Below are 12,429 nucleotides of genomic sequence, written 5' to 3' on the forward strand. Positions count from 1 at the left end.
CGTCGTGTCGGTGGGGCGTGCTTGGATAAACACGTGAGAACAGAACGGATGACTCGGCCCCGGCTGCGCCTCGTGGGCGGTGTGTGCGCGGGGTTCGCCGAGCACACAGGTTTTCCGGTGGTCACCGTTCGTTTGCTGACCGTGCTGCTGAGCCTCTGCGGCGGTTTCGGCGTGCTGCTCTATGCGTGGCTCTGGGGTACGGTTCCGTCGGGCGGGGTGGCCGCCGACCCGCTGCCCAAGTCGAGCCTGGCCCGTTCAAGTCGCGTCTCGTCGACGTCACCCCGCGGCCTGGCGCCCCTGGCCAGCTCCGCCGCGGTTCCCGGTGTCGTGTCGCCCTATGCTATTTCACCCGGTGTCGTGTCACCCGGCGGCTCCCGGTTCGCCAGTCCCGTTGCGCCCGCCGTTAAAACGGATGCCGACTCCGCGCGCGCCGCGCCCGTCACCGAAATCCTGCTCGGGCTCGCCCTGCTGGCCGCCGGCGGTGCCCTCGTAGCGAGCCGCCTCGGCGCCGACATTCCGCTCGCCGTGGTGGTTCCCGCGATTGTCGTACTCGCCGGAACCGCGCTGGCCTGGCGCCAGTTCGCTGACATTCGCAGTGGTGCGGCGCAGCAATCCTCGGCGTTGCTCGTGCGCATTCTCGGGGCGCTCGTGCTGGTCGCCGTCGGCATTCTGCTATTTTTCGTGACCGGCACCAACCCGAACGCGTGGACGGTTATTTTGGCGGCGGCATCCGTTTTGCTGGGAGTGGCAGTGGTCACCGCTCCGTGGCTGCTGCGCCTGTGGAGCGACCTCGCCGACGAACGCGCCGCGCGGGCGCGAGAGGCCGAGCGGGCCGACATTGCCGCGCACCTGCACGACTCCGTGCTGCAGACTCTCGCGCTCATTCAGCAGAAGGCTGGCCCGCACAGTGACGTCGCGCGGCTCGCTCGGGCTCAGGAACGCGAACTGCGCGAGTGGCTGTTCACCGGAACTCGCGGCGGCAGCGGCGAACCGGCGACCGACCTTGCCACCGCGCTGCGCCGCATCGCGGGCGAGATCGAAGAGGACTTCGCAGTGCATTTCGAGGTGGTGACGGTCGGAGCGGGTATGGGCGTGGGGTCGGCCGGCAGCTCCGACTCGCCGTCTGACGACACCCGAGAAGCACTCGCCGCCGCCGCCCGTGAGGCCATGCTCAATGCGGCCCGGCATGCCGGCGGAGCGGTGTCGGTGTATCTCGAGACCGGCGCCCGGGGCGTTCAACTCAGCGTGACCGACCGCGGGCCAGGCTTTCGGGTTGACCAGATTTCCAAAGATCGGCTCGGCGTGCGCGAATCCATTCTCGGGCGGATGCGCCGGGCTGGTGGCAACGCCGCCGTGCGCCCGGGCCCCGGCGGCACCGGAACCGAGATTCTGCTGACCCTGCCCGCTGCGGCCGCCACGCAGGCGAATGATGAGCAGCACACCGAAACGAGCGTGCGATGACCAACCATGACCCGAGCCAAAGCGGCCCTGCGGCCACAACGTCGGCCGCGGCATCCGCTGGCCTGCCCGTACTCATCGTCGACGATCACTCCATCTTCCGTTCGGGGCTGCGCGCCGAGCTCGACGCGAACATCGTCGTGCTTGGTGAGGCGGCGACGGTCGACGCCGCGATCGCGAGCGTGATCGAACTTCAGCCGCGAGTCGTGCTGCTCGACGTGCACCTGCCCGGCGGCCGCGGCGGGGGCGGCACCGAAGTCATTCGCGAGGCGGCGCCGCGCGCCCCGCACACCCTGTTTCTGGCGCTCAGCGTGTCGGATGCCGCCGACGACGTGGTGAGCGTCATTCGGGCCGGTGCCCGCGGCTACATCACCAAGAGCGCCTCCGGGGCCGAGGTCTCCGAGGCCGCCCGCCGCGTCGCCGAGGGTGATGCCGTGTTCTCGCCGCGCCTGGCCGGGTTCGTGCTCGACGCCTTCGGCGCCGTCGCCGGCGAGACCGCCGAAACCACGGAGGAACTCGACCGGCTCTCCGCCCGCGAGACCGAGGTGATGCGCCTCATCGCCCGCGGCTACAGCTACAAAGAAGTCGCGAGCACCCTCTTCATCGCCGCCAAGACCGTGGAAACCCACGTGTCGGCGGTACTGCGCAAATTGCAACTGTCCAGCCGCCACGAACTGACCGCCTGGGCGCTCGCGCGCAAACTGCTTTAGCGCCCGGGCCTCAGGCCAGGCTCACGCGTCGCGTCGAATCCAACGAAACGTCACCCGGCTCAGCACGAGCCCCAGCACCAGCCAGACGCCGAGGGCGCCGGCCACCCAGGGCAAATCCCAGGTGCCGCTCTGCTCGGCAGCAGCGAAGCTTTCCGGAAGGAAGACAGAACGCATGCCCTGCGCCATCCATTTGAGCGGAAAAATGCTCGCCAGGTTCTGCATCCACTCGGGCAGCGTCGTGAACTGCAGGTAGACGCCCGAGATGAACTGCAGCACGAGCACTACGGGAGCCACAACGGCCGTGGCGCTGCGCCCCGACCGAGGCACCGCCGACAGCGCGATGCCGAGAAACGCGCTCGTGATCACGCCGAACACAAACACCCAGGCGAAGGTTGCCCACTTCTCCGGTTCGCTCGGCAGCGCGATATCGAGCACCAGCCGCGCCACGAGAAGTAGGAGGCCGGCCTGAAGAATTGCGGTGACGAACACCTGTCCGATCTTGCCGAGGAAATAGCTCAGTGGGGACAGCGGGGTGCCGCCCAGGCGTTTGAGGGTGCCGTCGCTTTTCTCGCCGGCGATATCGACGGCGAGGTTCTGCACACCGGAGAGAAGCATGCCGGCGGCGAGCATTCCCGGCAGGTAGTAGGCGCCCACGCTGACGCCGCCGGTACCGTCGGGATTGGCACCGATATTTCCGGAGGAGCTGAACGCGGCGGTGAAAATGCCAAGCATGATGAAGGGGAAAAAGAACGTGAACAACAGGGTGTCGGGGGAGCGAAAGTACAGGCGTGTTTCATAGCCGATGCGGGACAGGCCGAGCGCGAGCGTGCTCGGAGCTGTGTGCTGCGGGCGGGTGCTCATTATCGTGGCGCTCATGCTCGCACGTCCTTGTCGGTGAGCCGGCTTGGATCGGGCCGAGCCTCAGGGGCGGACGTGGCAGCTTCGTTCCCGGCGGCCGTCGCTTCGTGACCGCGCACGAGGGACAGGTACACGTCTTCGAGGCTTGGTCGGATCACCTCAAGACCTTCGAGTTCGGCGCCCTTGCCGCTGGCGACTAGGTCCGCCACGACCTGCGCCGGGCGGCTCGTGCGCTCCTCGCGCACCAATCCGTTGCCGTCACGCCAGCGCACGACCGGAACGCGGGCATCCGCTCCGCCGATTGTGTCGAGCGGGCCGATGTCGATGAGCCGGCCACCGACGATGATTCCGGCACGGTCGCCGAGTTGCGCGGCCTCGTCGAGGTAGTGGGTTGTCAGCAGGATGGTGGTGCCTTCCGCCTTGAGTCCGCGAATCAGGTTCCAAAACTGATGCCGGGCCTCGGGGTCGAAGCCTGTGGTCGGTTCGTCGAGAAACAGCAGCTCGGGGCGTCCGATAATGCCGAGGGCGACATCCACTCGGCGGCGCTGCCCGCCGGAAAGCTTGCTGATGCGGGTTTTCGCCTTCTCGCGCAGACCCGCCGCGTCGATGACCTCGTCGACGTCGCGGGGATGGGGATAGAACCCGGCGAAGTGGCGCAGCTGCTCGGTCACGGTCGCATTGCCGCTCTCGTTGCTGGTCTGCAGCACAATGCCGATGCGGGCCTTCCAATCCAAGCCGCCGTGGTGCGGATCAATGCCAAGCACGCTCACCTCACCGCCGGAACGATCACGGTAGCCCTCGAGAATCTCGATCGTCGTGCTCTTGCCGGCGCCATTCGGGCCGAGCAGGGCGAAGGTTTCCCCGGCCTCGATCGAGAAGCTCACGCCGCGCACGGCCTCGACACTGCCATACGATTTCTGCAGGTCGCGCACCTGCACGACCGGGGGTGTGGCTGTCATGGATTCATGATCTCACTTCCGCGCCCCCGTACCTCCTCCGATGGTTGTCTCCCTCATCCATCAGTCGACGGATGCCGTACTAGGCGAACAGCCGCTGCAGGCGCTGGATTCCCTCGAGGAGGGCATCGTCGCCGAGCGCGTAGGACATGCGCAGGAACCCGCTCGGTCCGAAGGCCTCACCGGGAACGACCGCCACCTCGGCCTGATCGAGGATGAGGTCGGCCAGTTCGAGCGAGGACGTCGGTGTAGCTCCGCCCCACGAGCGGCCGAGCAGGCCGGTGACGTCGGGGTAGACGTAGAAGGCGCCCTGCGGGGTGGGGGTAACCACACCGGGGATCTTGTTCAGCTCGGCGACGATGAGCTTGCGGCGGCGATCGAAGGCGACGCGCATACCCTCAGCGGCCTCCTGGGGGCCGTTCAGCGCAGCGATGCCGGCGCGCTGCGAGATGTTCGACACGTTCGAGGAGAGATGCGACTGCAGGTTCGCCGCGGCCTTGATAGCGTCAGCGGGGCCAACCATCCAGCCCAGGCGCCAGCCGGTCATGGCGTAGGTCTTGGCGACCCCGTTAACCAGAATGGTGCGGTCGGCCAAGGCCGGAACAGCTTCGACGATCGAGACGGCACGCACGCCGTCATAGGTGAGGTTCTGGTAGATCTCGTCGGAGATGACCCAGAGCCCGTTGTCCTCGGCCCACTGACCGATGGCTCGGGTTTGCTCCGGGGAGTAGACCGCGCCGGTGGGGTTCGACGGTGAGACGAACAACAGCACCTTGCTGCGCGGGGTGCGCGCGGCCTCAAGCTGTTCGACGGTCACCAGGTAGCCCTGGTCGCTGCCGGCGAATACGTCGATCTGCACGCCACCGGCCAGGCGGATGGCCTCGGGGTAGGTGGTCCAGTACGGAGTCGGCACAATGACCTCGTCGCCCGGATCGAGCAGGGTGGCGAAGGCCTGATAGACGGCCTGCTTGCCTCCGTTGGTCACCACGACCTGGCTCGGCGATACCGCGAGTCCGCTGTCGCGCAGAGTTTTGGCGGCAATGGCCTCGCGCAAATCGGGAAGTCCGGCTGCCGGGGTGTAGCGGTAGTTCTTCGGGTCACGCACGGCGACCAAAGCGGCCTCGACGATGTGCTCGGGCGTCAGAAAGTCGGGTTCCCCCGCCGCGAAGCTGATCACCGGCCGTCCGGCCGCCTGTAACGCCTTGGCCTTGCCGTCGACCTTGAGGGTCGCCGACTCCGCGATCGAGCCGATGCGGGTAGAAATTCGCTTGAGTTCGTGAGCCACACGTTGAGTTTAGCTATCCCCTCCCGGGAGTCGGTCAGTGGGAGCACTCTTGGTCGGCCGATCCGCTCCTTCTGAGGTCCTGACGGGGCCGCGGTGCTGCTCGACCGTCGTTTCGGCGGGGCGGCGTGTGGCCTCGTAGCGAGATCTCTCGCCGAGCTAGCTAGAGTGAGAAAATGCTTACGCGCCTGGTTCAAATCTCCCGACCGGTGCTGTGGGTGAACACCATCGGCACGACCGTCATCGGAATGTGGCTCCTCGGCGATTTATGGCGCTGGGACGTGCTGCCCCTCCTACTCTGGGTGACCCTGCCGTTCAACCTGCTGATCTACGGCGTGAACGACATCTTCGACCAAGAAACGGATGCCCAGAACGCCCGCAAGGGTGGACACGAGGGTGCTCGAATCCTCGGCTCGGAGACCCGCCCGATCGTGCTCGGCGTCCTCCTGACCAACGTGCCCTTCCTAGTCTTTTTTCTGGTCACGCTGCCGCCTGCAGCGCTGGCCTGGATCGCGGCGTACTCGGTCATCTTTGTCTTCTACTCGATGCCCCCGCTGCGCTTCAAAGCTCGGCGCTACTTGGATTCGCTGAGTAACGCCGCGTATGCCTTTCCGCTGGTGTTCGTGCCGCTCGCCGTCGGTGAGCAGCCGATCTGGTCGGCGGCGATCGGGCTGATGGCCTGGAGCGTCGCCAAACACACCTACGACGCGGTGCAGGACATCGACGAGGACCGCGCTGCGCGTATTCACACCACTGCGGTGCATCTCGGCGCGCGCGGCGCCACGGTGTGGAGCGCCATCTGGTGGGCGCTGTCCACCGTCGGTTTCGCCCTCATCAACTGGCCGGTAGCGCTGGTGAACGCGCTCATCGCCGGCTGGCTGGTGTGGTCGTTGGGGCGTGACCCAACACCCGCCACGGCGCACAGACTTTATCGGTACTCAATCATCTTCCCCTACGTTGCTGGTTCCGTCGCCGGAGCCCAGGTCGTGGCCGCCATTCTGTTAGGAACGTATCCATGAAGCGATCCCGCATGCCATCGACTCCCCGGCGCATCGTCGTGCTCGGTGCCGGCATTGGTGGATTGACCGCCGCCGCTCTGCTGGCCCGCGCCGGGCACTCGGTGACCGTGCTGGAAGGATCCGACTGGATCGGAGGAAAGAGCCGACGCCTAGAGATCGACGGGCAGCGCGTGGATACCGGGCCGGCTCTGGTCACCTTCCCCCCGGTGTGGGAGGAATTGCTTGCCCGTTACGACGCCATCGGCGCCCGGCGGTCCGCTCCCGCCGAGGCCGCGGCGGTCGCCGCGCTGACCCTGAAGAAACTGCCCGAAGTCGGTCGGTATTTCTATGCCGGTGACAGCGTCACCCTGCCGGTGCCGCCGGGGCATCCGTGGCATGCGGCCTGGACCCGGTTCGAACGCGAGCACGGTGGGTTGGGACCCGAAGTCACGAGCATGCTCACCGCCGACCCAGCCAGCCCGGCGTCGCTCCCGGCCGTGCGCCGGGTATTCCGCCTCTACGGCAGACGGCTGACCACACGGGGCTTTCTCGATGGCTTGACCTGGATGCCCGACGGACTGCGTGAGGTCATCGCCATCCACACCCTCAACGCGGGCGTCTCGCCCCGGCAGACCCTCGCGCTGTATGCGAGCATGCCGGCCATCATGGCCACCGATGGCGTCTGGGTCCCCGAAGGCGGAGTCAATGAGCTTCCGCTGGCGCTGCATCGGCTGGCACTCCACGCGGGCGCACAGGTGCACACGGGCGAGCCCGTCACGGCTGTGCGCAACGGACTCGTGTCGACGACTTCGGCGACCTACCCGGCAGACGTGATCGTGAGCGGGCTTGACCGGGGCGTGCTCGACGAGCTCCTTGGACGGCCGAAAGCGCGACCGCGGTCGCTGTCCTGCTCCGGAGTGGCCGTCTACGCGTCACTCGCAGCGCCGCTGCCCGCAGGGACGGCCACCCATTCTGTGGTGCTGCCCGACGACCCGGCCGCGCTGCACCGCAGCCTGGACGCCGGCGTCGCTCCGGAGCAGACCATGGCGTTTCTGAACTATTACCGCCCGAACGAGATCTATCCCAACGATCGGCCGACGGTAGCCGTGCTCCTCACCGCGCCTGCCGACGGCCGACACTACGATCTCGACACTCCCTGGGTCGCCAACGAGATGGCCCGGGTCAGCTCCGCAGTGGGACTGGACCGGCCCATCACCGAGCTGTTCCGAGACCACGTCATGCTCGACCCGCGCTACTTCGCCGGCTGGGGCTCCGCGGGGGGTGCGCTGTATGGCGCGACCAATCCACTTTGGCAGAGCGGCCCATTCCACCGACCCGGGTATACCAGCCGGGCGCACCCGTGGCTCTGGCGGGTGGGCGCCTCGGTACACCCCGGTGGCGGCATCCCGGCCGTGCTCGGGGGAGCCATGACCGCGATGCACAAGCTGATCGGCCGGCTGGACGGTCACTGACCCGTCGCCGGCCGCAATCCCGCCGACCGCGAGAGTGTGCCAAGCTAGCACTGAAACAAGGATCGTACTTCGGCGCGAACTCGTCTCAGCTTTACAGTGGCCGGTCCGTGACCTAGACTGGTTCAAGGTAGTTGAATTCTGCCATGCTTTTCTGCGCCTTTTTCTGAGTGGTAAATCGCCGGAGAACGTAGAACTGCAGGGTGAATTTACTTCCATAGGGTGGTGGCTCAATTGGTAGAGCAGCGGTCTCCAAAACCGCAGGTTGCAGGTTCGAGTCCTGTCCGCCCTGCACATCGGTGGTTAGTCCGCCGACCATGAGAGGTGTAAACAGGTGGCCCGAAAAGTTGTCGACGAACCCGGTGAGGAAATCGTCGCGAACGCACGAATGGCACGCGAGTCAAGTCGTGGACCTTTCGCTCGGCTGTCCCTGTTTATCAAGCAGGTCTTTGCAGAACTGCGCAAGGTGGTCACTCCGACTCGTAAAGAGCTGCTGAGCTACACCGGCGTCGTGCTCGTCTTCGTTGTCATCATGATGGGCATCGTGTCGCTCCTGGACTGGGTGTTCGGCCTCGCCGTTCTCTACGTCTTCGGAACGCCGGGATAACTCCCGCCACCGGCATCCGCTTTGATCGGACCGCCAAGCATTACTGGCACCCGTGCCCATACACACTTGAACACGTAGAACAAATAAGGATTGAGATTTAGTGACTGAGACGAAGCACGACGATGTCGACTGGGCCACTGCCGCTGAGCAGTCCTCCGAGGACGACGAAGCGCAAGAGGGCAACACCCTCGCGGCCGACGAAGACTCCGTAGAGGCCGCAGAGCAGGTTGCCCTGCACGTCATCGACGAGAACAACGACGTTGAGGTCAACCTCGACGCCGCTCTCGATGCCCTGGCCGAGTCCGCCGATCCCGAAGCTGACGCCATTGTCGACGGCGCCCTCGACATTGATTCCGCCGAAGAGGCCGACGCCTCCGTCGAAGCCGTCGAAGATGAAGGCAAGCTCGTCAACGCCGAAGATGCAGAAGACGACGCCGAGATCGACCCCTACGAAGCTTTCCGCAAGGAGCTGCGCTTGCTGCCGGGTAAGTGGTACGTCATTCACTCCTACGCCGGTTTCGAGCGTCGCGTGAAGTCGAACATTGAGAACCGCAAGCAGTCGATGGCGATGGAAGATTTCATCTACCAGTGCGAAGTTCCCATGGAAGATGTCGTCGAGATCAAGAATGGCCAGCGCAAGATGGTCACCCGTGTGCGCATCCCGGGCTACGTGCTCGTGCGCATGGACCTCGACGAAGACAGCTGGTCGGTTGTTCGCCACACCCCCGGTGTGACCGGCTTCGTCGGCAACGCCCACAACCCCACGCCGCTGCGCTTCGAAGAGGCCTTCGGCATGCTCAAGGGACTCGTCGAAATCGTCGAAGCCCCGACCAAAGCTGGGGGCGCCCCCGGAAAGTCGGCGCAGCGCGTCATCGCTGCTGAGGTCGACTACGAAATCGGCGAGACCATCACGATCAAGGAAGGCTCGTTCGCGGGCCTGCCCGGTTCGATCAGCGAGATCAAGCCGGAGAGCGGCAAGCTCATCGTGCTCGTTTCCCTGTTCGAGCGTGAGACGCCGGTCGAGCTCAGCTTCGACCAGGTCACCAAGCTCTAACCAGCACCTCTTACCGGCAGAACGGATGACCCGCGCGGGTCATCCACGCTAGGTTCCCAAACCACCGGGGCCCATCCGGGCCACCGGGAGAGCAGTCCTTCGGGGCAGCTCGCACATCAATACGAAGGACAACACAATGGCACCGAAGAAGAAGGTTACCGGTCTGATCAAGCTTCAGATCAAGGCCGGCGCAGCCAACCCCGCACCGCCCATCGGGCCGGCACTGGGTCAGCACGGCGTTAACATCATGGAGTTCTGCAAGGCCTACAACGCAGCGACCGAAGCCCAGCGCGGCAACGTCATCCCCGTTGAGATCACCGTCTATGACGACCGTTCGTTCACCTTCATCCTGAAGACCCCGCCCGCAGCGGAGCTCATCAAGAAGGCTGCCGGCGTCGCCAAGGGCAGCGGAACCCCGCACACCGTCAAGGTTGCCAACCTCACGCAGGCTCAGGTTCGCGAGATCGCTGAAGCGAAGATGGTTGACCTCAACGCCAACGACATCGACGCCGCCGCGAAGATCATCGCCGGAACCGCCCGTTCCATGGGCATCACGGTCAGCGCCTAGCACCAACAACTGCGCGAACACCCCCTCGCTTCTGCGCCACACGGCGCGTGAGCACCCTAAGCAATTAGTGGAAGAGCCTGCCAGGCTCGCACCACACTCTGAAGTACATACAGGAGATTTCACATGGCAACCAAGTCAAAGGCGTACCGCGCCTCCGCCGCGAAAATCGGCGAAGACAACTTCTACACGCCCGTCGAAGCCGTCACCCTCGCCAAGGAGACCGGCTCCGCGAAGTTCAACTCCACGGTTGAGGTCGCCCTCCGCCTCGGAGTCGACCCGCGCAAGGCCGACCAGATGGTTCGTGGAACCGTCATCCTCCCGCACGGCACCGGCCGCACCGCCCGCGTCATCGTCTTCGCAACCGGCCCGGCCGCCGAAGCCGCTATCGCAGCCGGCGCCGACGAGGTCGGTGGCGACGAGCTTATCGAGAAGGTAGCCGCTGGTTACACCTCGTTCGACTCCGCCGTTTCGACCCCCGAGCTCATGGGTAAGGTCGGTCGTCTCGGAAAGGTTCTCGGCCCGCGTGGCCTCATGCCGAACCCGAAGACCGGAACAGTGACGCCCGACGTCGCCAAGGCCGTGTCCGACATCAAGGGTGGAAAGATCGAATTCCGCGTCGACAAGCACTCCAACGTGCACTTCGTCGTTGGCAAGGCATCCTTCTCCGCCGAGCAGCTCAACGAGAACATCTCCGCAGCGCTCGAAGAGATTGTTCGCCTCAAGCCGAGCTCGTCCAAGGGCCGTTACATCACGAAGGGCGTCGTCTCGACCACCTTCGGTCCTGGCATCCAGCTCGATGTCAACAGCATCTAAGCATCCGCTTCACTGAAGCAGGGCCCGTCTTCGGACGGGCCCTGCTTCATTTAAACGGATGATGATGGCCGGGTTGGTTCTCCGTGGGTCGCGCTGGCAGGGAGCACTTGCTCCTCAGCTCCTCAGCTCAACACTCGACACCCCGCGAGCAACCCGCCGCCATCGCTTGTCTCGGCCGTGCCCAGTCGGGTACGCGCTCCGGTAGCTGTGGCGTAGCGCGCAGCCGTAGGGGGCGCGCGCATCCGCTGAGAAGCTGCCGCAGCGGACGGGTCAGCCGATGCGAATCATCTTTTTGTTGACGAATTCGTCGGCACCGAAACGGCCCAGTTCGCGCCCCGAGCCGGAACGTTTGACGCCACCGAAGGGCAGCTCGGCACCGTCGGCGCCGACCAAATTGATGAAGACCATGCCAGCCTCAATGCCGTCGGCCACGCGCAGTGCCTGCTCTGGGTCGGTCGTGAAGACGTAGGAACCCAGGCCAAACGGAGTGTTGTTGGCCAATGCTAGTGCTGCGGCCTCGTCGGGGACGCTGAAGATCTGTGCGACCGGGCCGAAGAATTCTTCGTGGAAGGCATCGGACCCGGGTAACACGTCGGTGAGCACGGTTGCGGCGAAGAAGTTGCCCTCAGCGGTTCCGCCCGTGACGAGGGTGGCACCCTGAGCCACCGCGCGCGCAACCTGCTCGGTCAGAGTCTCGGTGGCCTTTTTCGAGGAAAGCGGCCCGAGTCCGGTACCGTCTTTGGTCGGGTCGCCCAGCTCGACGGCATTGATTGCCGCCGTGAACTTTTCGAGGAAGGGCTGGTATAGCTCCTCGATGACGATGAAGCGCTTGGCAGCATTGCAGGCCTGGCCATTGTTGTCGATGCGAGCAGCCACGGCGGCACCGACGGTCTCATCCAGGTCGTCGGTGGAGAGCAGGATGAACGGGTCGGAGCCGCCGAGCTCGAGCACGACCTTCTTCAAGTTGCGTCCGGTCAGCTCAGCAATCGCCGCTCCGGCGCGTTCCGAACCGGTGAGCGAGACACCCTGCAGGCGCTTGTCGGCGATGACCGTGGCGATCTGATCATGGGAAGCGTAGAGGTTGGTGTAAGCACCCTCGGGGAAACCGGCGTCGAGCATGATCTGCGCGATCGCGGCGGCCGATTCTGGGCACTGCTCGGCGTGCTTGAGCAGGATGGTGTTGCCGATGATCAGGTTTGGTCCGGCGAACCGGGCAACCTGGTAATAAGGAAAGTTCCACGGCATGATTCCGAGCAGCACGCCGAGTGAGCTGCGACGCATGAGCGCCGAACCTTCGCCGGCGAGCAGGGTGATGGCCTCGTCTTTCAGCAGGTCCGTCGCGTTGTCGGCGTAATAGGCGTAAATATCGGCGCTGAAGTCGACCTCGCCGAGGGCCTGCTCCATGGGCTTACCCATTTCGCGCACGATGATCTCGGCAAGCTCCTGGCGGCGCTCGCGGTGCAGTTCGGCCACGCGGCGGATGAGCGCTGCGCGATCATCGACGCTGACGGAGCGCGACCAGGTGTGGGCGTCGTCTGCGGCGGTGATCGCGGTGGTGAGGTCGGCATCCGAGATTGTGTCGTAGGTCTTGACTGTCGCCCCGGTGGCCGGGTTGATGACTGCGTAGCTGGTCATAGGCTTATCCTTCACTGGTCA

The 12,429-nt window shown here is 65.3% G+C and carries 12 protein-coding genes and 1 tRNA gene; 9 read left to right on the forward strand and 4 right to left on the reverse strand.

The window, feature by feature from the left end; all coding sequences use genetic code 11:
* The first annotated feature begins 33 nt into the window (after positions 1-33).
* Both CXY80_RS07760 and CXY80_RS07765 read left to right on the forward strand, forming a co-directional pair.
* The gene (locus CXY80_RS07760) at positions 34-1,461 is read left to right on the forward strand and encodes an ATP-binding protein (protein WP_104132144.1); all 1,428 of its coding nucleotides are present in this window, start codon (positions 34-36) and stop codon (positions 1,459-1,461) included.
* A complete protein-coding gene (locus CXY80_RS07765) occupies positions 1,458-2,168 on the forward strand; it encodes a response regulator transcription factor (RefSeq protein ID WP_104132145.1) in 711 nt (236 codons plus the stop codon). The genes CXY80_RS07760 and CXY80_RS07765 overlap by 4 nt, the downstream gene beginning before the upstream one ends.
* Before the next feature lie 21 nt (positions 2,169-2,189).
* Here the strand turns inward: CXY80_RS07765 and CXY80_RS07770 are convergent, their stop codons facing one another.
* From CXY80_RS07770 to CXY80_RS07780, 3 genes are all read right to left on the reverse strand, one after another.
* Positions 2,190-3,044, reverse strand: a complete 855-nt coding sequence (locus tag CXY80_RS07770; protein WP_092448389.1) for an ABC transporter permease — start codon at positions 3,042-3,044, stop codon at positions 2,190-2,192.
* On the reverse strand, positions 3,041-3,985 hold the full coding sequence (locus CXY80_RS07775) for an ABC transporter ATP-binding protein (protein ID WP_104132146.1): 945 nt from the start codon (positions 3,983-3,985) through the stop codon (positions 3,041-3,043). Before CXY80_RS07775 ends, CXY80_RS07770 begins: the two co-directional genes overlap by 4 nt.
* Before the next feature lie 79 nt (positions 3,986-4,064).
* Positions 4,065-5,267: a pyridoxal phosphate-dependent aminotransferase gene (locus CXY80_RS07780; RefSeq protein ID WP_092448387.1), complete on the reverse strand. Its 1,203-nt coding sequence runs from the start codon at positions 5,265-5,267 to the stop codon at positions 4,065-4,067.
* Positions 5,268-5,440: 173 nt separating this feature from the next.
* Between CXY80_RS07780 and CXY80_RS07785 the strand changes: the two genes are divergently transcribed.
* From CXY80_RS07785 to rplA, 7 genes are all read left to right on the forward strand, one after another.
* Positions 5,441-6,283 (forward strand): UbiA family prenyltransferase, encoded by an 843-nt coding sequence (locus CXY80_RS07785; protein WP_104132147.1) that lies wholly within the window; start codon positions 5,441-5,443, stop codon positions 6,281-6,283.
* Positions 6,280-7,734, forward strand: coding sequence for an NAD(P)/FAD-dependent oxidoreductase (locus tag CXY80_RS07790; protein WP_233195138.1), 1,455 nt, complete (start codon positions 6,280-6,282; stop codon positions 7,732-7,734). Before CXY80_RS07785 ends, CXY80_RS07790 begins: the two co-directional genes overlap by 4 nt.
* A 216-nt stretch (positions 7,735-7,950) precedes the next feature.
* Positions 7,951-8,023: transfer RNA gene (locus CXY80_RS07795), tRNA-Trp, on the forward strand.
* 42 nt (positions 8,024-8,065) lie between these two features.
* On the forward strand, positions 8,066-8,338 hold the full coding sequence (gene secE, locus CXY80_RS07800) for a preprotein translocase subunit SecE (protein WP_092448385.1): 273 nt from the start codon (positions 8,066-8,068) through the stop codon (positions 8,336-8,338).
* Positions 8,339-8,438: 100 nt separating this feature from the next.
* Positions 8,439-9,392, forward strand: a complete 954-nt coding sequence (nusG, locus tag CXY80_RS07805; RefSeq protein WP_104132148.1) for a transcription termination/antitermination protein NusG — start codon at positions 8,439-8,441, stop codon at positions 9,390-9,392.
* Between the two features lie 136 nt (positions 9,393-9,528).
* Positions 9,529-9,960, forward strand: coding sequence for a 50S ribosomal protein L11 (gene rplK, locus CXY80_RS07810; RefSeq protein WP_092106326.1), 432 nt, complete (start codon positions 9,529-9,531; stop codon positions 9,958-9,960).
* 123 nt (positions 9,961-10,083) lie between these two features.
* On the forward strand, positions 10,084-10,773 hold the full coding sequence (gene rplA, locus CXY80_RS07815; protein ID WP_092448383.1) for a 50S ribosomal protein L1: 690 nt from the start codon (positions 10,084-10,086) through the stop codon (positions 10,771-10,773).
* Positions 10,774-11,043: 270 nt separating this feature from the next.
* Here the strand turns inward: rplA and CXY80_RS07820 are convergent, their stop codons facing one another.
* Complete coding sequence (locus CXY80_RS07820) at positions 11,044-12,408, reverse strand: NAD-dependent succinate-semialdehyde dehydrogenase (RefSeq protein WP_104132149.1); 1,365 nt, start codon at positions 12,406-12,408, stop codon at positions 11,044-11,046.
* Between the last annotated feature and the right edge of the window lie 21 nt (positions 12,409-12,429).

The sequence above is a fragment of the Cryobacterium sp. M91 genome, assembly GCF_002929615.1.
Taxonomy (GTDB): domain Bacteria; phylum Actinomycetota; class Actinomycetes; order Actinomycetales; family Microbacteriaceae; genus Cryobacterium; species Cryobacterium levicorallinum.